The organism is Demequina gelatinilytica (assembly GCF_000971115.1).
Taxonomy (GTDB): domain Bacteria; phylum Actinomycetota; class Actinomycetes; order Actinomycetales; family Demequinaceae; genus Demequina; species Demequina gelatinilytica.
Window position 1 is genome coordinate 58971 of the sequence record NZ_BBLV01000007.1, and the last position, 24011, is coordinate 82981.

The 24011-nt window shown below is 69.2% G+C and carries 20 protein-coding genes; all 20 read left to right on the forward strand.

Features of this window, described 5'->3' with window-relative positions:
* The first annotated feature begins 39 nt into the window (after window positions 1–39).
* The 20 genes from AOM00_RS07295 to pyrR all read left to right on the forward strand — a co-directional run bounded on the left by AOM00_RS07295 (window position 40) and on the right by pyrR (window position 24010).
* The gene (locus AOM00_RS07295) at window positions 40–1698 is read left to right on the forward strand and encodes a GspE/PulE family protein (protein ID WP_062517163.1); all 1659 of its coding nucleotides are present in this window, start codon (window positions 40–42) and stop codon (window positions 1696–1698) included.
* A 110-nt stretch (window positions 1699–1808) separates the two neighbouring features.
* Window positions 1809–3416, forward strand: coding sequence for a type IV pilus twitching motility protein PilT (locus AOM00_RS07300; RefSeq protein WP_304524075.1), 1608 nt, complete (start codon window positions 1809–1811; stop codon window positions 3414–3416).
* Window positions 3416–4648, forward strand: coding sequence for a type II secretion system F family protein (locus AOM00_RS07305; protein WP_174442334.1), 1233 nt, complete (start codon window positions 3416–3418; stop codon window positions 4646–4648). Before AOM00_RS07300 ends, AOM00_RS07305 begins: the two co-directional genes overlap by 1 nt.
* A 113-nt stretch (window positions 4649–4761) precedes the next feature.
* On the forward strand, window positions 4762–5175 hold the full coding sequence (locus AOM00_RS07310) for a type IV pilin protein (protein ID WP_062517164.1): 414 nt from the start codon (window positions 4762–4764) through the stop codon (window positions 5173–5175).
* Between the two features lie 87 nt (window positions 5176–5262).
* Entirely contained in the window at window positions 5263–7134 is a 1872-nt protein-coding gene (locus AOM00_RS07315; RefSeq protein ID WP_062517165.1) for a prepilin-type N-terminal cleavage/methylation domain-containing protein, read from the forward strand.
* Window positions 7127–7813 (forward strand): type II secretion system protein, encoded by a 687-nt coding sequence (locus AOM00_RS07320; protein ID WP_082096750.1) that lies wholly within the window; start codon window positions 7127–7129, stop codon window positions 7811–7813. The genes AOM00_RS07315 and AOM00_RS07320 overlap by 8 nt, the downstream gene beginning before the upstream one ends.
* A gap of 7 nt (window positions 7814–7820) precedes the next feature.
* Entirely contained in the window at window positions 7821–9326 is a 1506-nt protein-coding gene (locus AOM00_RS07325; RefSeq protein WP_156159079.1) for a hypothetical protein, read from the forward strand.
* Entirely contained in the window at window positions 9327–10112 is a 786-nt protein-coding gene (locus tag AOM00_RS07330) for a prepilin peptidase (RefSeq protein ID WP_062517168.1), read from the forward strand. It begins immediately after the preceding gene.
* A gap of 57 nt (window positions 10113–10169) precedes the next feature.
* A complete protein-coding gene (gene pilM, locus AOM00_RS07335) occupies window positions 10170–11213 on the forward strand; it encodes a type IV pilus assembly protein PilM (protein ID WP_062517169.1) in 1044 nt (347 codons plus the stop codon).
* Window positions 11210–11926: a PilN family protein gene (locus tag AOM00_RS07340; protein WP_062517170.1), complete on the forward strand. Its 717-nt coding sequence runs from the start codon at window positions 11210–11212 to the stop codon at window positions 11924–11926. The genes pilM and AOM00_RS07340 overlap by 4 nt, the downstream gene beginning before the upstream one ends.
* Entirely contained in the window at window positions 11926–12780 is an 855-nt protein-coding gene (locus AOM00_RS07345) for a hypothetical protein (RefSeq protein WP_156159080.1), read from the forward strand. Before AOM00_RS07340 ends, AOM00_RS07345 begins: the two co-directional genes overlap by 1 nt.
* Window positions 12781–12906: 126 nt before the next feature.
* Window positions 12907–14091, forward strand: coding sequence for a chorismate synthase (aroC, locus tag AOM00_RS07350; protein WP_062517172.1), 1185 nt, complete (start codon window positions 12907–12909; stop codon window positions 14089–14091).
* Window positions 14091–14615, forward strand: a complete 525-nt coding sequence (locus tag AOM00_RS07355; RefSeq protein ID WP_062517173.1) for a shikimate kinase — start codon at window positions 14091–14093, stop codon at window positions 14613–14615. Before aroC ends, AOM00_RS07355 begins: the two co-directional genes overlap by 1 nt.
* Window positions 14612–15751, forward strand: a complete 1140-nt coding sequence (gene aroB, locus AOM00_RS07360; RefSeq protein ID WP_062517174.1) for a 3-dehydroquinate synthase — start codon at window positions 14612–14614, stop codon at window positions 15749–15751. Before AOM00_RS07355 ends, aroB begins: the two co-directional genes overlap by 4 nt.
* Window positions 15752–15829: 78 nt before the next feature.
* On the forward strand, window positions 15830–17614 hold the full coding sequence (locus AOM00_RS07365; protein ID WP_156159081.1) for a hypothetical protein: 1785 nt from the start codon (window positions 15830–15832) through the stop codon (window positions 17612–17614).
* A gap of 57 nt (window positions 17615–17671) precedes the next feature.
* Window positions 17672–18112, forward strand: a complete 441-nt coding sequence (aroQ, locus tag AOM00_RS07370) for a type II 3-dehydroquinate dehydratase (RefSeq protein ID WP_062517176.1) — start codon at window positions 17672–17674, stop codon at window positions 18110–18112.
* 45 nt (window positions 18113–18157) lie between these two features.
* The gene (gene efp, locus AOM00_RS07375; protein ID WP_062306224.1) at window positions 18158–18721 is read left to right on the forward strand and encodes an elongation factor P; all 564 of its coding nucleotides are present in this window, start codon (window positions 18158–18160) and stop codon (window positions 18719–18721) included.
* The gene (nusB, locus tag AOM00_RS07380) at window positions 18721–19146 is read left to right on the forward strand and encodes a transcription antitermination factor NusB (RefSeq protein ID WP_062517177.1); all 426 of its coding nucleotides are present in this window, start codon (window positions 18721–18723) and stop codon (window positions 19144–19146) included. The genes efp and nusB overlap by 1 nt, the downstream gene beginning before the upstream one ends.
* Before the next feature lie 229 nt (window positions 19147–19375).
* The gene (locus AOM00_RS07385) at window positions 19376–23311 is read left to right on the forward strand and encodes a fibronectin type III domain-containing protein (protein WP_156159082.1); all 3936 of its coding nucleotides are present in this window, start codon (window positions 19376–19378) and stop codon (window positions 23309–23311) included.
* A 156-nt stretch (window positions 23312–23467) separates the two neighbouring features.
* The gene (pyrR, locus tag AOM00_RS07390; RefSeq protein ID WP_439644918.1) at window positions 23468–24010 is read left to right on the forward strand and encodes a bifunctional pyr operon transcriptional regulator/uracil phosphoribosyltransferase PyrR; all 543 of its coding nucleotides are present in this window, start codon (window positions 23468–23470) and stop codon (window positions 24008–24010) included.
* Window position 24011: the final 1 nt, after the last annotated feature.

Genomic DNA, 24011 nt, shown 5'->3' on the forward strand with positions numbered 1-24011 from the left:
GTAATTTCGCACGGTTATCTTCACGCGTAGGGAGCACGGATGAAGCAACTGGGAAGCATCCTGCTCGAGGACGGCACGCTCACCGAGGACCAGCTGGTCGACGCGATCGACGCTCAGCAGCAGCGCGGTCAGTCGCTCGGGCGCACGCTGGTCGAGCTCGGCTACATCTCCGAGGGCCAGCTGGTGCGCGCGCTCGCGCAGCAGGTCGGCATGGAGTTCGTCGAGCTCGCGGAGTTCCCCGTCGACCGCACCGCGGTCGCGATGGTGCCGGAGGCCGTCTGCCGCCGTCACCACGCGCTCCCTCTCGCGGTGGGCGACGGCATGATCAAGGTCGCGATGTCGAACCCCGGCAACGTGGTCGCGGTCGACGACATCGGCACCATCACGCGCCTGCGCGTGGTGCCCGTGGTCGCGGCGCACGACGACCTCCAGCAGGCGATCGACCGCTACTGCCGCTCCGACCAGGAGCTGCAGAACCTCCAGGGCGAGATCAGCGACGAGCCCGACGGCGTGGACCTGTCCGACATGGGCGCGGTCATCGAGGACGATGCTCCCATCGTCCGGTTCGTCAACCTGCTGATCACCCAGGCCATCCAGGACCGTGCGTCCGACATCCACATCGAGCCGGCCGAGACCGACGTCCGCGTGCGCTACCGCATCGACGGCGTGCTCCATGAGATGCAGCGCGCGCCCAAGGCGACCCAGAACGGCATGATCTCGCGCATCAAGATCATGTCCGACATGGACATCGCCGAGCGTCGCAAGCCGCAGGACGGCCGTCTCTCCGTCAACCACCAGGGGCGCAAGATCGACCTCCGTGTCGCGTGCCTGCCCACCGTGTGGGGCGAGAAGATCGTCATGCGTGTGCTCGACAACTCCACCGCGACCATGGCGCTCGAGGACCTGGGCCTTCGGGAGCAGAACCAGGCGCTGTACCGCGACTCGTACACCAAGCCCTACGGCATGATCCTGGTGACCGGACCGACCGGTTCGGGAAAGTCGACCACGCTCTACGCGACGCTCAACCAGGTGTCGCGTCCCGAGATCAACGTCATCACGGTCGAGGACCCGGTCGAGTACCGCATCCCCGGCATCAACCAGGTCCAGGTGAACCCCAAGGCGGGGCTCACGTTCTCGGGCGCGCTCCGCTCGATCCTGCGTGCCGATCCGGACGTGGTGCTGCTCGGTGAGATCCGTGACGGCGAGACCGCCCAGATCGCGATCGAGGCCGCGCTCACCGGTCACCTGGTGCTGTCGACGCTCCACACCAACGACGCGCCGTCGGCGATCACCCGACTCACCGAGATGGACATCGAGCCGTTCCTGGTGGGCTCCGCCGTCGACTGCGTGGTCGCGCAGCGACTCGCGCGAAGGCTGTGCCCGAAGTGCAAGGAGGAGTACACGCCTACCGAGCACGAGCTGGCGCGCTTCTCCTGGGAGGGCTCGGGCGTGCCTACGCTCATGAAGCCGGTCGGATGCTCGAACTGCTCGCACACCGGCTACCGCGGGCGCCTCGCGCTCCACGAGATCATGCCCGTCAACGAGGAGATCGAGCGGCTCGCGGTCGCGCGGGCGTCGTCGGCGGAGATCTCCCTGGCGGCGCGCGACGCGGGGATGCAGACCCTTATCGAGGACGGCTGGGCCAAGGTCATGGACGGGTCGACCTCGGTCGAGGAGCTCCTGCGCGTTGTGAAATAACTCACAGCGCGTGCGGGAGGTTCCCGGGAATTTGTTAAAGCACGGCGTGAAATAATCCGATTAGGCAATTAGCGCCGGTAATCTCCGGAGCGATCAAGGGAGAGGGCCCGATGGACGGATCGATGCAGGACCGACAGCCCTGGCCTGTGCCGCAGGCGCAGACGCCTCAGGTGTCGCTGCACGCCGCCGGTCAGCAGCCGGCCCGCGCGCCCTTCCTGGCCGAGCGCCGGGGGACCGGTGCCGATGCCTCGCAGCCCGCGCCGCCCACCGGTGCACCCGTGCCGGGCGCCGCTCCCGCATCGTTCGCCCCGCAGGCTCCCGCAGCCCCGGCCGCCGCTCCGCAGGGGTCGTTCTCCCCGCAGCCCGCGGCGTCGTTCACGCCCCAGCAGCCGGCCTCGTTCGCCCCGCGGGCACCGGCCGCTGCGCCGTCGAGCCCCGCCCAGGCCTTCGAGCAGGCCGCGCAGGCCCAGCTGGGCCAGCAGTCGTTCTCGCCGGCGCCGGCGCAGCAGCAGGCGCCCGCCGCGCCCGAGGCCCCGGCGCAGCCCGCGGCTCCGGCCCGGCAGGCAGCACCCGCGACCTCCGCCGGCGGCAACCGCATCGGCATGGCCAGCCAGCGGGAGGACTCGGACCTCGACCTTCAGCTCGCGCTGCGGGAGATGATGCGCCTGGGCGCCTCGGACCTCCACATCACCACGGGTGCGCCGCCGATGATCCGCCTCGACGGCGGCCTCACGCCCATCCCGAACATGGAGCGCCTGACGCCCGCGAGCATCCAGCGCTCGCTCTACTCGATCCTCACGCAGAAGCAGCGCGAGATCTTCGAGGAGCACCTCGAGCTCGACTTCTCGTACGCCCTGGTGGGGGAGGGACGCTTCCGCGTCAACCTGTACCAGCAGCGCGACTCGCTCGGAGCCGCCTTCCGTGTGATCCCCTACGAGATCAAGGCACTCGAGGCGCTCGGCGTCCCGCCGGCCGTCGGCAGCCTCGCGGGCAAGCACCGCGGCCTCGTGCTGGTCACCGGCCCCACGGGCTCGGGCAAGTCGACCACGCTCGCCTCGCTCATCGACCTGGTCAACCGCAACCGCGCGGCGCACATCATGACGGTCGAGGACCCGATCGAGTTCCTGCACAAGCACAAGAAGTCGCTCATCAACCAGCGCGAGGTGGGTGCGGACACGCACTCGTTCGGCAACGCCCTCAAGCACGTGCTGCGCCAGGACCCCGACGTCATCCTCGTCGGCGAGATGCGTGACCTCGAGACCATCTCCGTGGCGCTCACCGCCGCCGAGACCGGTCACCTGGTGTTCGCGACCCTGCACACCCAGGACGCGGCGCAGACCATCGATCGCATCATCGACGTCTTCCCCTCGGAGCAGCAGGGCCAGGTGCGCACGCAGCTCGCCACCGCGATCCAGGGAGTCGTCTGCCAGGCGCTCGCCAAGCGCGCCGACGGCGCCGGCCGTGCGGTCGCCACCGAGGTCATGATCGCGACGCCGGCCATCAGGAACCTGATCCGCGAGGGCAAGACCCACCAGATCTACTCGATGATGCAGTCCGGCTCGCGCCAGGGCATGCACACCATGGACCAGCACCTCGCGGAGCTGGTGCGCAGCGGACGGATCTCCTACGAGTCCGGCCTCGAGCTGTGCCACCACTACGAGGACTTCAACCGTCTGTGCGGCCGCACGGGTGCCGACGCGCAGGGAGGCCAGCACTGATGGCGGCCACCGACATCAAGAAGTTCGACTACGCGGTCCGCGACACGCACGGCAAGATCCAGAAGGGCACCATCGAGGCGCCCTCCGAGGGCGCCGTCGCCCACCGGCTCAAGGAGATGGGTCTCGCCCCGGTGTCGATCACCGAGGTGAAGACCGGCGGCCTCCAGGCCGAGATCAAGATCCCGGGCCTGTCCGACCGCATCAAGCTCAAGGACGTCGCCGTCATGTCGCGCCAGCTCGCGACCATGATCGCGTCCGGCCTGTCGCTGCTTCGAGCGCTCAGCATCCTCGCCGAGCAGACGGAGAACCCGGCGCTCGCGCGAGTGCTGCAGGAGGTGCGTAACGACGTCGAGGCTGGGTCCTCCTTCTCGGCTTCGCTGTCGAAGCACGACAACGCCTTCCCGCCGCTCATGGTCAACATGGTCCGCGCGGGTGAGGTCGGTGGATTCCTGGACGATGTCCTCGAGTCGGTCGCCGCGAACTTCGAGTCCGAGGTCAAGCTGCGCGGCAAGGTGAAGTCCGCGATGACCTACCCCGTGGTGGTCTTCGTCATCGCGATCCTCGCGGTGATCGGCATGCTGCTCTTCATCGTGCCGGTGTTCGCGAACATGTTCGCGGACCTCGGTGGCGAGCTGCCGTTCCTCACCCAGATCCTGGTCGCGATGTCGAACGGGCTCAAGATCGGCATCCTGCCGCTCATCATCGGGATCATCGCGTTCACCACGTTCTGGAACAAGAACAAGAACAAGGTGGAGTTCCGCGAGAAGGTCGAGCCGGTCTACCTCAAGCTTCCGGTGTTCGGCATGCTGATCCAGAAGATCGCGCTGGCGCGCTTCACGCGCAACCTCGGCGCGATGATCCGCTCGGGCGTGCCGATCCTCCAGGCGCTGGACATCGTGGGCCAGGCGAGCGGCAACATCGTGATCGAGCGCGCAGCCAAGGACGTGCGCGAGTCGGTGCGCACCGGTAACTCGCTGGCCAAGCCGCTCGCGCAGCACGAGGTGTTCCCGCCCATGGTGGTCCAGATGATGGCCGTCGGTGAGGACACGGGTGCGCTCGACACCATGCTCGACAAGGTCGCGGACTTCTACGACCAGGAGGTCGAGGCGACCACGGAGGCGCTGACGTCGCTCATCGAGCCGCTCATGATCGCGGTGCTCGGCGGCATCATCGGCTTCATGGTCATCGGTCTGTACATGCCGATCTTCTCGGTGTTCTCGCTGGTCGAATAACAACACAAAGGCTTCTCCCCGGCGGACGTCTGAGGCGCTCACCGGGGCAGGAGGGACACACCACCTGGGTGTCCTTGACTCATCACAACGAAACTGAAAGTGAGGCAAGCGAAATGATCGCTCGCATCCGCAAGGCCCAGGAGACCGAGGGCTTCACCCTCATCGAGCTCCTCGTCGTCATGATCATTATCGGCATCCTCGCCGCGGTCGCCATCCCGATCTTCCTCTCGCAGCGCGAGAAGGCCGAGGACTCGGCGGCCAAGGCCGACGTCTCGACCATCGGCAAGGAGATCGCGACCTACTTCGTCGACGGCACCGGTGTCCCGGTCATCGCCGGCGGTAGCGGCGCCCCCTACACCCTCGACGGCGCCACCATCGGCAACTCGTCGAACAACGTGGTGCTCAGCGGCCAGTCGATCACCGACTCGACCGACTGGTGCGTCTACGTCACCAACCCGAAGGGTGACAAGGCTGTGACCGGCTTCTCCTACTCCGCCGCCGGCGGCCTGGAGGAGGGCACCTGCTAATTCGCAGGTAGCGCTTCCCCGTGGCGGGGCGGGCAACCGCCCCGCCACGGGACCACACATTTTCGAACTGCTGAGGGAGCCCCACCGATGCCGACGAGCCTGCGACGTCGTCTGCTGGACCCGCGTGACGAGGGATTCACGCTGGTCGAGCTGATCGTCGCCATGTTCGTCATCGCGATCGTGCTGCTCTCGATCCTCTTCGTCCAGGCGAACGCGCTTACCACCAACGCGCAGTCGGACCAGCGCCAGCAGGCGACGTCCCACGCGAATGCCGCGATGGAGCAGATGCGCGCGCTGCCGTGGGACGTGCTGACGCGCGGTCTCTCCTCGAACTTCGTGGGCGCGTCGGGTGGCGATCCGTTCGTCACCGGCGCCTCGGTGAAGCTCGGTGACCCCGCCGATGCAGCGACGCCGGTGTATGCGCTCCGGGTCTCGGGCACACAGCTGGGGGACGACGAGACGGCGTGGCCGCCGCTGTTCGACACCTCCGGCTCCAATCTCACCCAGGTCCAGGACATCGCCGGCCGCGGGACGGTGTTCGACGTCCGTGCCTACGTGCTGGACGCGGACCCGGCCGACGCGAGCGGCGGCAGCAACGGCCTGGGCATCGCCGTGATCGTCAGCTACGAAGGTCTCGACTCGGGCAAGACCGAGTACACCGCGCTGGTCTCGACCGCGTACAAGCCCAACGGCGGATGCGGCAACACCGCCGAGTCGCCGTTCCTCGCCTCGTGCGAGGCGCGCTTCGACGCGACCTCCAAGTCGGGCGGCATCGTGACGCGCATCGATGCGTCCGAGCTGGTGACCGTGGGCCCCGACGACGAGCTCGGCCTCGGGCCGGCGACGGAGGTCCTCCCGTCCTCCGGTCTGTGGACCGCGGAGTCCCGCGCAGTGACCACCGGCGCGCGGCTCGCGAGCCAGCAGTATTCGGTGGTCGACACCTACACGTGGCACGGCGGCCTCACGTGGGACGACGATGACGACGACACCGTGCCTGCGGATGAGGGTTGGACCACAGGACAGGGCACCGCGAAGCTGCAGGCCTCGGACAACTTCGCCCTCGCGGAGGTCGCCGAGGATCCGGCCGACACCACCTCCGTCACCGGTGGCGGCACCCAGACCTTCTCGGGCCTTGGCTGGATGACGCTGTCGATGCGTGCGGACGACGGCACCACAGGCACGCTTCGCGCGACGAGCGCACGCTCATGCCCGGTGTTCGTCAACTCCTCCAGCATCCCCGCCACGCAGACGTGCGGCGTGTCCAGCGCGGGTGGCGCCTCGGACCGTCCCGTGAGCACGCTCAGCGTGTCGGGCAACGCGATCACGCTGTCGAAGGTGTCCTCGGGCTCCTCGCCCAGCTCCGACGCCTGGGTCGGGCGCTTCTCGGAGGCGATCGTCGGCAACACCGACACCCGCTGCTTCGCGGTCGCCAATGCTGGTTGCGCCTCGGCCGGCAGCCGGATGGGCTTCAGCCAGGCGACGTTCGGCCAGTCCTCGAGCTGGGAGGACTCGGACGCCGCCGACGGCCTGGTAGAGATCTCGAACTATGCGGAGATCCTGGTCGCCGACCGTGGCTCGCTCCAGCTGACGGACGTCTGGACCGCGACCCGCGCTGCCCAGATCCGGATCTGGAACGGCACCGACTACACCACCATCGTGGTGGACGCGGACACCAACGGCACCTGGAGCGCACCCGCGGTGACCTTCGAGACCTCCAACGCGGTCGTCACCGCGACGGCGGAGCTGCTCGTGTCGCCGACCACGTCGCAGACCACGGGTGCATCGCCATGCAAGACCGAGGCCTGCGCCGTGAGCCTGACCAGCGGGCTCATCACCGTCGACGTCGAGCTCCAGGTCGAGCCCAAGGCGGCGGACGCGGATCCCTTCCAGATCTCGTCGAGCACCACCATCGGCAGCGGAGTCGCGTCGGTCTCGTACAAGGAGCCCGAGGATGTCTGAGCGGCTGCGGCGGATGCGTGAGGAGGACCGGGGTTTCACCCTGGTCGAGCTGCTCATCGCGATGGGGATCTTCGGGTTGCTGATGGCCTTGGTCTTCAACCTCCTGATCGAGATGATGTACCAGTCGAACGACAACCTGGCTCGTACCCGTGCAGTGGAGCAGGCGCGCCTGGGCATCTCGCAGATCGACCGCCAGATCCGTTCGGGCAACGTCATCCTCGATCCCGCGATGGAGAACCCCGCGAACGCAGGCCTCGCCGCATCGGAGACGTACTACAGCCTCCGCGTCTACACGCAGGAGGACGGCGGGGACATGTGCGTGCAGTGGCGGGTGCTGTTCCCGGACGCGGCCAGCGAGTACGGCTCGCTGCAGTTCCGTGAGTGGGAGGCGGGAGACCCGTCGAGCGTCACGTCCTGGGCGAACGTGGCCAACAACGTCGTCGCGGCGACCGGAACCCCCGACCTCGACGACCCCGAGACCTGGCCGCCCTTCTGGGTGGACACGAGCCTCTCGGCAGACGCGCGCACCACGGCGCAGCGCATCCGCATCACCCTTCGCATGGGTGATCCGTCCGCCCGCGAGGACGCGAAGCCCGCGACCGTGAGCTCGGTGGTGACCGGGCGCAACACCGTCTTCCAGTACTCGGCGCTGCACTGCGCGGATGTGCCGGCCGCCTAAGGAGCTGATGAGGATGCTGACTCGACTGACACCCCGCGTGCTGCGCTCCGACGAGGGCATCGCGCTCGTCGCGGCGATGGCCGTCGCGCTCATCGGCATGTCCGTCGCGATGATCGTGGTCGCGCAGACCATCATGGTCGCGAACGACTCCGGGCGCGATCGTGTCCGGACCGCGGAGGTCCACTCGGCCGAGGCCGCCATCGACTCGGCCATGGCCCAGCTCGAGAACGCGGCGACCTGCGAGATCGACCCCGTCGCGCTCGGCTCGGAGGGTTCCGAGACCGACGTGACGGTGGACATGGAGTTCTACGCCGCGGACGGCGTCACCCCTGTCACGTGCGCCGGTGGTGTGTACTCGGACGTCCCCGCCTTCGCCACCGTCCGCGCGACCTCGACGGCCGGCACCGCGCTGCCGGGCATCGACCCCGAGCGCACCGTCGAGGTGAAGCTCGCGCTGACCCCCAAGTCGGGAGAGACGGCCAAGGCCGCGATCTTCACGGGCACGCTCCTCACCACGGGCGTGGGCGTGGACACGGACTCGAGCTTCGCCGGTGCGAATGCCGACGTCTGGGTCGACAGCGGTTCGTGGCGCTGCAACGACAACGCGGACATCCAGGGCTCGGTCTACGTGCCCCAGGGCGGCGTGAACATCCAGAACGGCGCGTGCAAGATCCGTGACGACATCTGGGCGCGCGACTTCCTCACGTTCAACACCAAGAACGGCGTCAACGGCGACATCACCGTCCAGAACGGCAACCTCACCACCAGCAACGGCGCGATCAACGCCGGTGGAGAGGTCCACATCGCCGGCACCATCGACTACCCCTCGAAGGTGACCGCGGACAGCGGCGTGGTGCAGTACGGGATCGGCTCGAGCGCGATCACGCCGATGAGCGCGAGCGGTATGCCCGTCATCACCTACGACCCCTCGGATTGGCCCGGCTGGGAGTTCGTCACCAAGGCACAGTTCACCAGCGAGGTGATCTCGCAGTGGAGCTCGCCCACCTGGTTCCACTCGGACATCAACAACTGCTCGTTCGGCTCGTGGCAGGGTGGATCGGTCATCAACTTCACGCGTGACGAGGCCGTCTACGACCTCCGCGGCTGTGCGCCGCTGCTGCCCAACGGCATCAAGTTCGCCATCTACGGAGACACCGCGATCTTCGTCAACGAGCTCTCGGCGAACAGCCTCACCATCTACAGCGGTGACGGCGAGGCGCACAACCTCTACCTCATCGCTCCTTCCCCCTCCGCGACGGCCAACGGGATCAAGGTCACGAGCTCGCTGCGCGTCGAGGTGCCGCTCGAGACCTTCATCTACTCCGCGACCGCGGTGCACTTCACCAACAGCTCCTTCATCCGTGGCCAGATCTTCGCGAGCTCGCTCAAGATGGACCCGAGCTCCGAGGTCGAGTACTCGCCCGTGGGAGAGAACTGGTTCACCATCAACCCGAGCACCAGCACCAGCAACGGCTTCACGGTGCAGATCCTGGCCAAGCGCGAGGTCTCGTAGGTGCAGGTCTGGATCGTCCCCGTCGCCGCGGCGCTCGGGCTGCTGTGCGGCTCGTTCGCCAACGTGCTGATCGCCCGTATCCCTGCGGGGGAGCGATGGGCGAACGAGCGGAGCCGGTGCCCGCGTTGCGGGCACCAGCTCGCATGGCATGACAACATCCCGGTGCTGTCATGGCTGTGGCTCCGGCGCCGGTGCCGCTATTGCGCAGCGCCCATCTCGGCGCGCTATCCCATCGTCGAGCTCTCGACCGCGGCGCTGTTCGCTGCGGTCGCGGCGGTTCACGGTGCGAGCTGGCTCACGGTGGCGCTCCTCTATCTGGCCCTTGTGTCGGTCGCGCTGTTCGTCATCGACCTCGATGTCCAGCGGCTTCCCAACGAGCTGGTGCTCCCCGCGATCCCCGTGGTGCTCGTCTTCGTGGCGGCACAGGCGGGCACCGACGGCGACTGGTGGACGCTCGCACGCGCGGCGCTCGGCGGCCTCGCGCTCGGCGGCTTCTACTTCGTGCTGTGGTTCCTGTACCCCAAGGGACTCGGCTTCGGCGATGTGAAGGCGGCGGTGCTCCTCGGGATCGCGCTGGGCGCGGTCGGATGGGACGCGCTCGCCGTGGGAGGCATCCTGGGCCCGCTCATCGGCGGCGTCGCCGGGATCGCCGCCATCGTCCGCCATCGCAAGGCGGCGGGCGTGCGCATCGCCTACGGCCCGTGGCTGATCGCGGGAGCGTGGGTGGGTCTCCTCGCGGGGCCCGAATTGTGGACCGCTTACCTGAATGTGGCCCTGGGTGCTTGAGAACCCGGGGCTAGTGACCGATAGGGAAGACAACGTGGCTCGAGAAGAGGGAGTGCCGTGGCAGTCAAGAGGATAGGCCTCGACATCGGCAGCACCGAGGTGCGCCTTGCCGAGGTCGAGTTCGCCGGGAAGGGACCGGCCGCGGGCGGCAAGGGAACGTTGACCGCATTCGCGCGGGCACCGCTGCCGTCGGGCGCGGTGCAGCAGGCCGAGGTCGTCGACGTCTCCGCCGTCGGTGCGGCCATCAAGAAGGCGTATCACGCGGGCGGCTTCAGCACCAAGGAGGTCGTGGTCGGGGTCGACACCCCGGCCGTCGTGGTGCGTGAGCTCGAGCTCCCCGAGATGCCGCTCCCGCAGCTGCGCAGCTCGTTGCCGTTCCAGGTCCAGGAGATGCTCCCGATGTCCGCGGACGAGGCGCTGCTGGACTTCTACCCGACCAGCCAGCGCGACACCGACAACGCGTCGTTGCTGCGCGGGATCCTGGTCGCGGCACCCAAGGCGCTCGTGGCGCAGAACGTGCTCGCGGTCGAGAACGCCGGGCTGCGGCCCGTGCAGGTGGATCTGGGCGCCTTCGCGCTGCTGCGTGCGCAGATGACCGATGCGATCGCCAACCAGGTGGTCGCGTTCGTCGACATCGGCGCGCGCACCACCACGGTCGCGATCGCGGCACAGGGCTCACCCCGCCTGGTGCGCATGCTCGCCGACGGCGGCCAGAGCATCAGCTCCGCGATCATGTCGACGGCGAAGGTCGACGCGGTGCAGGCCGAGCAGCTCAAGCAGCAGCTCGGCAGCGCGCCGGCGGACGTCCGCGAGGCGGTGGACACGGCGCTCCGCGGCCTGGTCGAAGGCATCCGCAACACCTTCGTGTACTACGCGAGCTCCAATCCCGGCTCGGCGATCGACCAGGTGGTCATCACCGGCGGCGGTGCCTACACGCCGGGACTCGGTCAGGGGCTGGCCTCCGCGAGCCGCCTGCGCGTGACCTACGGCAACGCGTTCGCGCGCGTGTCCGCGGGCAAGAAGGTGTCCCGCGAGACCCTGAGCGGTCTCGAGTCCATGGTGCCGATCGCCGTCGGCCTCGCATTCGGGGAGGTCTCGTGAACCCGGTTCCTGAGTCGGTCAAGGCGCCCAAGGCGCCTCAGGTCAACCTGCTGCCGCCCGAGATCGAGGCGCGGCGCACGCAGGGGCGTGCCAAGGGCCTGATCCTGTTCGCCCTGCTGGCGTTCGTGCTCCTGCTCGGCGGTGCGTGGTTCTACGCTTTCGAGGCACGCAAGAACGCCGAGGACGACCTCGCCGCGGAGCAGGCCAAGACCCCGCAGCTCACCACCGAGCTCGCGTCCTACGAGTACGTCAACGGCGTCTCCGACGACTACGAGAACTCCGTGTTCGCCCGCCTGTGGGCCGGCGCCACCGACATCGACTGGTCGGCGCAGCTCGCGAGCCTGATGAAGGCGTTCCCGGAGGACATCCAGTTCTCCTCGCTCCAGGTGACGCAGGTCACCCCGTACGCGACCGTCGGTGCTCCCGGCACGGTCTTCGACCAGCTCGACATGGGTCAGGTCTCGTTCACGGGCAGGTCCGTGGAGGCCATCACGATCCCCGACCTGGTCGACGCGCTCAACGCGCTGCCCGGTTTCGAGGGCGCGTGGATCGAGGGCCAGACGATGCAGAGCGATGAGGACCACCCAGACGAGTGGTACGAGTACACCGGCTCGGTGCGCATCACCTACAACGCTCTGTCCGGGCGCACCGTGACCGAGCAGACCGAGGCGGACCCGGACGTCCTCGCGGCGATCACGGGGGAGGACAGCTGATGAAGGCTCAGCAGAGCACTGGAGTGTGGGTGCTGCTCGGCACCCTGGTCGCGGCGATCCTCGCCGCGGGTGCGTGGTTCCTGCTCATCTCGCCCGAGCTCGACAAGCAGGCGGATGCGCAGTCCGCGGCCGAGGCCGCGCGCAACGAGAACGATCGGCTCTCGCTCGAGATCCAGCGGATGAAGGCGCTCTCTGAGGACGTCCCCGACTGGCGCGAGCAGATCGCGAAGATCGCGATGGACATGCCTCCCACGCCCGAGGCGAACGAGTTCGTGCGACTCTTCACCAAGGAGCTGGACGATCTCGAGCTGCCCAACGTCCAGTACACGGTGGGTCGAGCCTTCACCATCGATCCGCTGGAGCTTGCGGACCTCAACCTCCCGGCCACGGTCGACGAGGAGGAGGCGGCCGAGTCCGAGACCGAGGCGACCGCCACGCCGACGCCCGAGCCGACCGCGACGGCTGACGCCGAGGCAGCGGATGACGGGACCTCTGCCACCGACACCGCTCAGCCCGCCGCCGAGGCGCTCTTCGAGGGGCTCCAGGGCATGACGGTCACCATCACGACCGAGGGTGACCACGACAAGATCCTGGATCTCATCAAGGCGCTCTACACCCAGAAGGACCGCTTCTTCTCGATCTCGAGCCTGGTGATCGAGCAGGCCGAGGAGCAGGAGGACGACAAGCCCGGTCGTCCGGCCCTTGAGGAGACCCAGTGGGTCGCCACCATCTCCGGCACCATCTTCTCGCTGGTGAACGAGGACCTCTCGTACCCCGTCGAGGAGGCCGGCAAGGTTCCCACCTACAAGGAGGGCGCCAAGACGCCCAACGCCTTCGAACCGGTCAACGACTAGCAGGAGCGGATCGGCGGTCTCGGACCGCGCCACGACCGCACGCCCGGGAGGGCCGTCCGACAAGGGCGGCCCTCCCGGGCGTCTCAGCATCCGGACCGGGTGTCCAGTCGTGGAAGAATGACGGCCATGCTCAGATGGCTCACCGCAGGCGAATCCCACGGCCCCGCGCTGGTCGGCACCCTCGAGGGTCTCCCGGCCGGCGTCGAGATCACCAGCAGCGAGGTCCAGGCGGCCCTCGCACGCCGGCGCCTCGGCGCAGGGCGCGGCGCGCGCATGCAGTTCGAGCAGGATCAGGTCACCTTCCTGGGCGGCGTCCGTCACGGCCTCTCCCAGGGCGGACCCGTCGCAATCATGGTGGGCAACACCGAGTGGCCCAAGTGGGAGACCGTGATGTCGGCGGATCCCGTCGCGCCGGAGGAGCTCACTGGCGCCCGCGCCGCGGCGCTCACGCGTCCCCGCCCGGGCCACGCGGACCTGGTCGGCATGACCAAGTACGGCTTCGACGACGCTCGACCGGTCCTGGAGCGTGCGAGCGCCCGGGAGACGGCGGCCCGCGTCGCGCTCGGCCAGGTGGCCGAGAACTTCCTCGAGCAGGCTGCGGGTATCCGGCTGGTCGCGCACACCGTCCAGGTGGGACCGGTGGCCGTGCCGGAGGATGCACCGTTGCCGCCGGCGGACGCGACGGCCGACCTCGACGCCGATCCCATCCGCTGCTTCCACGCCGAGACCTCGCGCGCGATGCTCGAGGAGATCGACGACTGCCAGAAGGCAGGCGACACGCTCGGCGGCGTGGTCGAGGTGGTCGCGTACGGCGTCCCCGTCGGGCTCGGCAGCCACGTCCACTGGGACCGCCGCCTCGATGCCCGGCTCGCTGCGGCACTGATGGGCATCCAGGCGATCAAGGGTGTCGAGGTCGGCGACGGCTTCCGCACCGCAGCGCGCCGCGGCTCGCAGGCGCACGACGAGATCGAGTACGGCGAGGACGGCGTGACGCGCCGCACCAACCGCGCGGGCGGTGTCGAGGGCGGCATGACCAACGGCGAGCCGCTCCGTGTGCGCGCCGCGATGAAGCCCATCAGCACGGTTCCGCGTGCGCTGGACACCATCGATACGGCGACCGGCGAGGCGGCGAAGGCCATCCACCAGCGTTCCGACGTGTGCGCCGTCGCGCCTGCGGCCGTGGTCGCGCAGGCCATGGTGGCGCTCACCCTCGCCGACTCGCTCCTCGAGAAGTTCGGCGGAGACTCGGTCGCGGAGGTCGCACGCAACATCGAGTCCTACGTCGCCGCTATCCCGGAGCACCTGCGCTGATGGCTCCGCGCGCCGTCCTCATCGGACCGCCCGGCTCAGGCAAGTCGACCATCGCGGCCAAGCTCGCGACACTGTGGGGGGCGGACCGTCGCGACACGGACGCCGATGTCGAGGCGCACGCGGGCAAGGCGATCGCCGACATCTTCCTCGAGGATGGTGAGGCGCGCTTCCGCGAGCTCGAGCGCGAGGCCGTCGCGACCGCGCTGGCCGAGCACGAAGGTGTCCTCGCGCTCGGTGGAGGCGCGATCCTCGCACCGGAGACGCAGGCGCTCCTCGAGGCGTACGCCCACGACGGGGGAGCGGTGGTCTTCCTCGACGTGACGCTCGCCGCGGCCGCGCCCCGCGTGGGTCTCAACGCCTCGCGCCCGCTCCTGGTAGGCAACCCGCGCGCGCAGTGGGTGGCGCTCATGGAGGCGCGCCGGCCCATCTACGAGCGGCTCGCCACCGTCACGGTCCTCACCGACAGGTCGACGCCGGCGCAGGTCGCCGCGCAGATCGACGACGCCATGAAGGAGCACGCATGACCGTCGCCCACACCATCGCGGTCGCAACCGCGTCGCCGTACACGGTCACGGTGGGCGAGCATCTCCTGCCAGATGTGGCGGCGGCGGTCCCCGAGTCAGCGTCGCGCGTGCTCATCGTCTCCGCCGCGCCGCTGCGTCCCCAGGTGGACGCGCTGCATCGTCTGCTTGAGGACCGCGGCCTCACCGTGGTGGTGGCCGAGGTCCCGGACGCCGAGGCGGGCAAGACCGCGGAGGTCCTCGCATTCTGCTGGCAGGTGCTCGGCAAGTCCGACTTCACCCGCAGCGACATCGTGATCGGACTCGGGGGCGGCGCCGTCACCGATCTTGCGGGCTTCGTCGCCGCGACCTGGCTGCGCGGCGTCGGGGTGATCCAGGTCCCCACGACGCTCCTCGCGATGGTGGACGCTGCGGTGGGCGGCAAGACCGGCATCAACACCACCGAGGGCAAGAACCTGGTAGGCGCGTTCCACGAGCCGCTGTCGGTGTGGTGCGATGTCCGGGTGCTCGATGCGCTTCCGCGCCACGACATCGTCGCCGGCCTCGCCGAGGTGGTGAAGTGCGGCTTCATCAAGGACCTCGAGATCCTGAGCATCGTCGAGGACAACCTCGCGCTCCTCAGGGCGGACGATGCGCAGAGCGGCTCGCGCGCCGACGGTCAGGTGAGCGCAGCGGGGCTGGGGATCGAGGCGCGGGCGGTGCTCACCGAGCTCATCGCGCGCGCGGTGCAGGTCAAGGCCGATGTGGTCGCCGCGGACCTCAAGGAGTCCTTCCTGCGGGAGATCCTCAACTACGGCCATACGTTCGGCCACGCGATCGAGTACACCGAGCGCTACCAGTGGCGCCATGGCGCCGCAGTCTCGGTGGGCATGGTCTTCGCGGCCGAGCTCGCTCACCTGGCCGGTCGGCTCACGGAGGAGGAGGTCGAGCGGCACCGCGCGATCCTCGGCGGCCTCGGTCTCCCGACGTCCTATCCCGGCCATCGCTGGGATGCCTTGCTCACGGCCATGCGACGCGACAAGAAGACCCGCGGCGACCTGCTGCGCTTCGTGGTGCTCGCGGGCATCGGCAACCCCGTGCGTCTCGAGGGTCCGGACCCGGCGCTGGTGCAGGCTGCGTACAGCGCGGTTGCGAGCTGATCCGCGCGCGGCGGGGAGCGTGCGTCTCCCGCGCAGCAGGCGCGGGCGAGGGGCACGTACCGGGGTATGCTCCCGGCCATGACTGACGGAGTGACGGTGGCCGTGGACCGGAATGCCGACGACGGCTCCCGTCTCCCGATCAAGCAAGGGCCGCGTGCCCCTCGGGCGCAGTCGGACCTGCCCCGTTGGGCCGGGGCGACTGCCTGGTTGGTGGCCGCCGCTGTGCTCGTCGCGGTGCAGTGGCGATCGGTGGCACCGGTCTTCCGCGCGGACGAGGTCGGCAATCTTGGGAACGCCTACCTGTTCGCTCACCCCGACGCCACGTGGATGCTTGCCGCCAACTCCTACATGCCGGGCACCAGCATGCTGCTGACTCCCGTGTGGTGGGTCACCTCCGACCCGGAGGTCGCGTATCGGATCGCCGTGATCATCGTGGCCCTGGTCGGGCTGCTGACGATCCTGCCGCTGCGCGCCATCGCGCGCGAGGTCGGCGCACCGCCGCGGGTCGCCACCGTGCTGGCCGCCATCGTGGTGGTGGCGCCCTCGCGCGCGCTGGAGTCGAACTACGTCTGGGGCGAGAACCTTCTGGTCCTGTGCGTGGCGGTGGCAGTGCTGCTGCTGCTCCGTCTGGACATCGCGTCGCCGGGTCGGACGCCGGTCTACCTCGGAGCGGTCGCCGGTACGACCTTCCTCGCGCACGGGCGGGCGCTGCCCTTCGCCCTCGCCGTGCTCGTCGTCGGTGCGGTGCTCCTGCGGGGACGCCTCAAGGACGCGGCAGCCGTGGTGGCGTCCGGCGTCGCGGTGCTCGGGGTCGCCTACGGGCTGCACCGGTACATCGGTTCCACGATCTATCTCGAGGATGAGCGGGTCGGGAAGACGCTGAACGACATCGCACACGTCGACGTCGCGTCCTATCTGGGCCTCGCAGCCGGGCAGCTCTGGTACACCGTCGCCGCGTGGGCCGGCCTCACCGTCATCGGGGGAGCAGCGCTACTTGCCCGAGCCCGTCGCGAGTCCTGGCGTGGCCCGGCCGCCGCGGTCTCCGTGGTCCTGGTCGCCATGAGCGCGGCGGTGCCGCTTCTGCTTGCCAACGGCGAGACGGTGAACGGGCGCGCGCACGTCTTCATCTATGGCCGCTACCTCGACGCCTTCCTGATCCCGCTCGCCGTCATCGGACTCGTCATGCTGTGGCGCGGCGTGCCGCGTGTGCTGCCCTGGGTCGTCGTCGTGCTCGGCGCGATCGGGGGTCTCGGTGCGGCGTGGATGCTCCAGGCCGAGGTGCCCGCCGAGTCGGGTGACTGGATCGTCGCTCCCGCTCACGTTGCAGGGGTCGCACACCTCATGCGCATCGACGCGACGGACGCGTGGCCCGCCTCCTGGTGGGCGGTCACGATGCTCGGGCTTGTTCCGGCCCTGGTGGTCGCGCTGCTCGCGAGGTGGCGCGTGGCATGCATCGCCGCCGTCGCGATCGGGGCCATCGGGCTCACCCTCTACAGCGACACCGTGAAGTTCGATCGCTTCGAGCAGCAGTACCGCGTCGCCCCGCTGCAGGTCGAGGCGCTCGCCGGTGTCGACACCGACATCGTCCTCTACGGCGATATCGCCTCACCCCAGGTGCTCGCCAACGGCAACGAGTTCACCTACTGGGCGACCCCGCGTGCGTTCGTCTACATGGACACCGCGCGCGACACCTCGGGAGTGGAGCTCTTCATCGCGAACCTCGACTCGGAGTTCGCTGCCGAGCACGGCGCGTCGCCCCTCGTGGGGACGATCATCGGCAACAGCGCCACGTGGGTGATGCCCGGTGAGCTGCACGACGAGCTCGACTCCCAGGGCAGGGTCCTTCACCGGCGCGAGGACTGAGGTGGCGGCCGTGCGGGAGCGGTTGCCCTCGCATCGTCTCCCGATACGCTGAGCGCCATGAACGTCCTGGTCGTCAACGGTCCCAACCTCCGCAGGCTCGGCACGCGCGAGCCCGAGAAGTACGGCACCACCACGCATGACGAGCTCGCGGTGCTCGCGACCCAGTGGGGCGCGGACCTTCAGCTCGACGTCGAGGTGCGGCAGTCGGACGATGAGGCGGACCTGGTGCACTGGATGCACGAGGCGGTGGATGCCGGCTGGCATGTGGTGCTCAACCCGGCGGCGTTCACGCACTACAGCTACGCGCTGCGCGACGCGTGCGCGCTGGTCAGCGGTGCGGGGCTCGCGCTCGTCGAGGTGCACCTCACCAACCCGCACGCCCGCGAGGAGTTCCGCCATACCAGCGTGATCAGCGGGGTGGCGAGCGGGACCATCGCTGGATTCGGCGTCGAGGGCTACCGGCTGGCGCTCGAGGCCGTGTCGCGCCGCGTCGGCTAGAATCGTCTGCGGACTATTCCCAGACATCTGTGTAAGGACACCCCTGTGGCGACTTCGAACGACATCAAGAACGGCTCCGTGCTCAACCTCGACGGCAACCTCTGGTCCGTCATCGAGTTCCAGCACGTGAAGCCCGGCAAGGGCGGCGCCTTCGTCCGTACCAAGCTCAAGAACGTGCTGACCGGCAAGGTGGTCGACAAGACGTTCAACGCGGGCGCCAAGGTCGAGTTCGAGACCGTCGACCGTCGCGACATGCAGTACCTGTACTTCGACGGCACGTCCTACATCTTCATGGACCCGCAGACCTTCGACCAGATCCCCGTCTCCGAGGCCGTCATGGGCGACGCGACGGACTACCTGCTGGAGAACGAGTCCGCCGTCATCGGCTCCAACAACGGCAACCCGATCTTCCTCGAGCTCCCGGGCTCCGTGGTCCTCGAGGTCACGTACACCGAGCCCGGCCTCCAGGGCGACCGCTCGTCGGGCGGCACCAAGCCCGCGACGCTCCAGACCGGCAAGGAGATCCAGGTCCCGCTGTTCCTCGAGGTGGGCACCAAGGTCAAGGTCAACACGCAGACCGGCGAGTACCAGTCGCGCGTCAACGACTGATGTCCGCACGCACCAAGGCGCGCAAGCGCGCGCTCGACATCCTCTTCGAGGCCGACCAGAAGGGCGCCAACGTCCTCTCGGTCCTCGAGGAGCGCCGACGCGAGCCCGGCCGTGAGGCGGGCCTGCCCCCTTACGCCGAGGAGATCGTGCGCGGCGTGGTGCAGTGGTGGGTCGAGCTCAACACGATCATCCAGGACGCGTCGCCCGAGTGGACCCTGCCCCGCATGCCCGCAGTCGATCGCGCGCTCCTGCGCATCGCGTCGTGGGAGATCCTGTGCAACGACGAGGTCGACGTGGCGGTCGCGATCGACGAGGCCGTGACCATCGCTGCGGAGCTGTCGACGGACGACTCGCCGGGCTTCGTCAACGGCGTGCTCGGCACCATCGCCCGTGAGGCGCCCGCGCTCTCGCGCGGCGAGGGCTGACCTCCGCACCTCCAGCGCACGAGGGCTCGCACCACTGGGTGCGGGCCCTCGTCGCTTTCCCGGAGGCACCTGGTCGGGCGTGCGGTGTGATCTGCGTCACACGTAGACGGGGGTCCGGCGGGAGGGCGCGTCATACCTGCTTCTCGCGCCGATTCCCCTCCACTAGGTTGTCGCCAGCGTGTCCAACGGTGTGATGCGCGTACGTGTGTGCTGGGGGAAGGGCTCGCTCATGGGTCGTCGCAGGGTGGTGTCCGCTGTGCTTGCAGCGGTGGTGGTGGGGTCCGTGCTGGTCGCGGTCCCGGCGGAGGCTGCGGGTCCGCCCGCCCCGGTCGGGCTCGAGGCGAGCAAGTCCGCCGACGGCACCGTGCATTTCGAGTGGGATGCCGCGCCTGGAGCGAGCGCGTACCGTCTCGAGTGGTCCGCCGACAGCGCCTTCTCGGCGGGGACCGTCACCACGGTCGACACCTACGGGCTCGACCACGTGACCCGGTACGCGCTCATGCCGACCGGCGGCGACGTGTACTGGCGCGTGTCCTCGTTCGGCACGGGCGTGGCCGCCGCCACCCTCGGCGATCCCGCCGAGTCGCAGTGGATCGAGGCCGGCACGGACACCGCACCCGTGCCCGTCGGCCCCGGCGTGACCGGCGCGATGGAGACCTTGGCGTACCCGGCGGCGACGGTGTTCTCGTGGGAGCCTGTGCCGGGCGCGGTCGCCTATCAGCTCGAGTACACGTTCGACACCCTCGGTGGCGGCGCGAACATCACGACGGCGACCGTCTACGGCACGCAGCACGCGCCGTCCGCACCGTTGGCACGCATCGACAACGACGGCAACCCGCTGACGTGGAAGTGGCGTGTGCGCGCGGTGCTCTACAACGGCACCACCAGCACCGGCACCACCTACGGCGCGTGGTCGCCGGCGCGCGAGTTCCAGATCACGTGGAGCCAGGCGCCGGAGCTGCTCACGCCGGTCGACGGCGTCGACCCGGTGTACTCCGATCTCGAGTTCAGCTGGGCCGCCGTGCCCGGCGCGGCGAAGTACCGCGTGACGTTCGGCACGGCGGTCGAAGGCGACGGCGCATCCTTGCGCATCCTCAACCCGGTCACACGGGACGTCTACACGACCACCTACATCCCGACCGCCCAGGCCTCCGACAGCACCCGCTACTGGCAGGTCACGCCGCTCGACTACGCCGGCAACCCTGGAACGGCATCGGCCGTGCAGCAGTACCGCAAGAAGTGGGGATCGCAGGACACGCCCGATGCACCCGCGTCCGCGCCCGATGCCGCACCGGCGAGCGTCACAGGTGCCACCACGCGCGAGACGGCGCCCGAGGTCTACCTCTCGGACTTCGAGCTCGAATGGGAGCCGCTCGCTCGCGCGACCTTCTACCAGGTCGAGGTCCGTGATGACGCATCCAACCTGCTCGTCTGCCGCACCGCGAGCACGTCCGCGACCATCGTCGCCTACTACGCCTCGGGCCTCAACAACACCGGCACGACCGAGGTGCTGAAGGGCGCCGGGTCCTGCCTCTGGGACTCGGCGGAGACCAAGCGGATCCAGGCCGACCGCACCTACAACTGGCGGGTCCGCGCCGTCGACTACGCGGGTTCATCCACCACCGCGTACCAGGCGTCCACGCTCCCTGCCGGGGTCCAGCTGTCGAGCTGGTCCGAGACCCGCTACGTCACGGTGAAGGCGGAGGATCGCGAGGCGCCGTCCGATGTGGCCATCGATCTCGACCTCGAAGCGTTCGCCACGGACAACCCGGCTGAGGCCAGCGGACAGCCGGCGTCGCTCATGACGTGGGCGGCAGCCGGTGACGGCTCCTTCGCCCCCGGCTACGAGGTGATCCTCTACAGCAACCCGACGCGGACCGCGGAGATCGGAAGGTTCCGCACGCCGAGCACCCGGCTGCGTCTCAACGGCGTCCTGTCGGACAACACCACCGCCAACCCGTACTACGCATCGGTGCGCCCGATCGACCCCGTCAACGTGTCCGGGGTCACGTGGACCTCGGCCGCCTCGAGCGTGATCGGCGGGATCGACAACGAGAGCCTCGAGTCGTTCGTGTGGCAGAAGGAGAGCCAGTCGCTCACGGGGCTCGCGGCGACCACGCTCGACGACGGCTCCGTGCGCCTCTCCTGGACGCCGCAGAGCGCCACCGGCGAGCTCGACGGCGGAAGCCGCGGCTACCAGGTGCGGATCTTCAACGGCAGCGTCCAGCAGGGGACCACCAAGAAGATCGAGTTCCCCTTCTACATCGCCCAGAAGCCGGCGGCCTCCGCGGATTCCGAGTTCCCGTCCACCATGACGGACGTGCCGCTCCCGCCCGGAAGCAACTACGCCTTCGAGGTCGCTCCGCTCGACGCCAACGGCAACCCCGGGCGGGTCGCGCGGTCCGAGGCGTTCAGCGTCGGCATCGCGACGCCCGTCGTCGTGTCCCCGAGCTCGGCCGATCCGAGCGGCGTGGCCGGCTCGACCGTACGCCTGACATGGGGCACGGTCCCCGGTGCCCTGAAGTACTCGGTGCAGTACCGCAAGGTCGGCGCCACGAGCTGGAGCAGCGTGACGGGGGTGTCGCAGACCTCCACGACGGTGGCCGGGCTGGACCAGGGCGAGTACGAGTGGCAGGTGCGCGCGCACGATGCGTCGAACCAGACGGCGAACGTGAGCGCATGGAGCGCGGAGGAGACCTTCGTGGTCGGCCAGCCTCAGTCGGCGCTGCGCGTGACCGACGCACTGGCGCTCCCGCTCTCCGACCGCATCCTCCGGTGGGAGTCCGACGTGGTGGGCGCCACGCGCTTCCAGGTGCAGGTCGCGACCGACGCCGCCTTCACCACCGGCGTCAAGAGCTTCGAGACCATCGCCACCTCCTTCGCCATCCCCGACGCGCTCGCCTCGGGTACCCAGTACTACTGGCGGGTGAAGGCGCTTGCGGAGCCGGTGGGTTCGAGCAGCACGATCCGCGTGCTTGCCGTGTCCGCTGCGGACCCGTTCACCGTGCTGAGCGCTCCTGGGAAGGTCACGGGTCTCAGCCTTACCCGGTCCGGAACAGGGATCAGGGCCGCGTGGAGCCAGCTGACGGGAGCCGGCACCGGCACCGATCAGCCCATCAGCTACGTGGTCTCGTACCGCGAGAAGTCGACGGACACGGACTGGACCACCGCCACCGAGATCGAGACGGGTGAGCTGGCCACCAGCGCGACCATCCTCGACCTCGAGCACGGCGTGACGTACCAGTTCCGGGTCGCGGGCAGCAGCGAGCAGGGCATCGGGCCGTGGTCCGACGTCAAGGAGCTGGCGACCGCCACCGCGCCGCTGGCCGCGCCCACGCTCTCCATCACCCCGAAGCTCGGTGAGCTGTCGCTGCGGATCGGGACGGTGTCGGCCAACGGCGGCAGCGCGATCACGGGCTACCGGCTCTCCTACCGCAAGGCTTCCAGCGATGTGTGGACCACCACGGAGATCCCGGTGTCGTCGACCTACACGTTGTCCGGCCTCAGCCGTGCCACCGGCTACGTGGTGTCGGTCGCTGCGATCAACGCGGTCGGCGACGGTCCCGCCACGGATGTGTCCTCGGTGACGCTCGGCCTGCCGTCGGCGCCCACCAGCGTCAAGGTCGCGCGCGGAGACAAGGCGGCCACGGTCTCGTGGAAGGCGCCGTCCACGCCGAACGGCACCGTGACGTACTACGTCGTCGAGAAGCGCCTGGGCACCAGCGGTGCGTGGACCAGCGCGGGCACCGTGTCCGCCGGCACCACGAAGCTTGTCGCCTCCGGCCTGGTCAACGGCAAGAAGTACCAGTTCCGGGTGGCTGCGCGCACGAGCGTGGGTGTGGGCAAGTACTCATCCGCCGTCGCGGTCGTCCCGGCCGGCAAGCCGATCGCGCCGACCACCGTCAAGGCCTCGTCGAGCTCCACGGGCGTCCTCACGTTCTCGTGGTCCAAGGCGTCCGGCAACGGATCACCGATCACCGGATACGTGGTCCAGTACTCGACCGACGGCAGCAGGTACACGACGCTCAAGACGGTCGGCACGAGCACGCAGAAGATCACGGCGAAGGTCGGCACGCGCGGGAAGGCAGTCTACTTCCGCGTGATCGCCAAGAACGCGGTGGGCAAGTCCGCTCCCAGCAGGTCCGTGACCGTGGTGCGGAAGTAGCTCGACCGAGCGGTGAAGGGGCCCGGATCGTCACGGTCCGGGCCCCGTCCGCTCTCGCGGACGGCACCCCATCAGGGCCGCCGTCGGGTAGTGTGGCTCCCGCAACCCAGACATCCTTTAATGACCGTCCTGTGAGGCGGGGAAGGGGGTCGCCAGGTGACTGGCACCATCATGGGGGCGGCGGACATCTCGCGCGCTCTCACACGCATCGCCCACGAGATCGTGGAGCGCAACGACGGAGCCCTCGACGTGGTGCTCCTCGGGATCCCGAGCCGCGGGCTGCCGCTCGCGCATCGTCTCGCGCAGCGCATCGCGGAGATCGAGCCCGGCTTCGACGCGGACGTCGCCACCGGCGCGCTCGACATCACGATGTACCGCGACGACCTCTTCAAGAACCCCACGCGCGCCATCGGCACCACGACCGTCCCGGCCGCCGGCATCGACGATGCCGTGGTGGTCCTGGTCGACGACGTCTTCCACACGGGCCGCACCATCCGCGCCGCGCTCGACGCGATCCGCGACCTCGGCCGCCCGCGTGCGGTCCAGCTCGCCACCCTGGTGGACCGTGGGCACCGCGAGCTGCCCATCCGCGCCGACTTCGTGGGCAAGAACATCCCCACCGCGCGGTCGGAGCGCGTCGACGTCCACGTCGAGGAGCTCGACGGCGAGGACGCCGTCATCCTGCGGAAGGGGGAGTGAC

Excerpts from the sequence above, each read along its gene's own strand:
- AOM00_RS07295 (WP_062517163.1), top strand. The coding sequence starts at position 40 with ATGAAGCAACTGGGAAGCATCCTGCTCGAGGACGGCACGCTCACCGAG.
- AOM00_RS07300 (WP_304524075.1), top strand. The coding sequence starts at position 1,809 with ATGGACGGATCGATGCAGGACCGACAGCCCTGGCCTGTGCCGCAGGCG.
- AOM00_RS07305 (WP_174442334.1), top strand. The coding sequence starts at position 3,416 with ATGGCGGCCACCGACATCAAGAAGTTCGACTACGCGGTCCGCGACACG.
- AOM00_RS07310 (WP_062517164.1), top strand. The coding sequence starts at position 4,762 with ATGATCGCTCGCATCCGCAAGGCCCAGGAGACCGAGGGCTTCACCCTC.
- AOM00_RS07315 (WP_062517165.1), top strand. The coding sequence starts at position 5,263 with ATGCCGACGAGCCTGCGACGTCGTCTGCTGGACCCGCGTGACGAGGGA.
- AOM00_RS07320 (WP_082096750.1), top strand. The coding sequence starts at position 7,127 with ATGTCTGAGCGGCTGCGGCGGATGCGTGAGGAGGACCGGGGTTTCACC.
- AOM00_RS07325 (WP_156159079.1), top strand. The coding sequence starts at position 7,821 with ATGAGGATGCTGACTCGACTGACACCCCGCGTGCTGCGCTCCGACGAG.
- AOM00_RS07345 (WP_156159080.1), top strand. The coding sequence starts at position 11,926 with ATGAAGGCTCAGCAGAGCACTGGAGTGTGGGTGCTGCTCGGCACCCTG.
- aroC (WP_062517172.1), top strand. The coding sequence starts at position 12,907 with ATGCTCAGATGGCTCACCGCAGGCGAATCCCACGGCCCCGCGCTGGTC.
- AOM00_RS07355 (WP_062517173.1), top strand. The coding sequence starts at position 14,091 with ATGGCTCCGCGCGCCGTCCTCATCGGACCGCCCGGCTCAGGCAAGTCG.
- aroB (WP_062517174.1), top strand. The coding sequence starts at position 14,612 with ATGACCGTCGCCCACACCATCGCGGTCGCAACCGCGTCGCCGTACACG.
- AOM00_RS07365 (WP_156159081.1), top strand. The coding sequence starts at position 15,830 with ATGACTGACGGAGTGACGGTGGCCGTGGACCGGAATGCCGACGACGGC.
- aroQ (WP_062517176.1), top strand. The coding sequence starts at position 17,672 with ATGAACGTCCTGGTCGTCAACGGTCCCAACCTCCGCAGGCTCGGCACG.
- nusB (WP_062517177.1), top strand. The coding sequence starts at position 18,721 with ATGTCCGCACGCACCAAGGCGCGCAAGCGCGCGCTCGACATCCTCTTC.
- AOM00_RS07385 (WP_156159082.1), top strand. The coding sequence starts at position 19,376 with ATGGGTCGTCGCAGGGTGGTGTCCGCTGTGCTTGCAGCGGTGGTGGTG.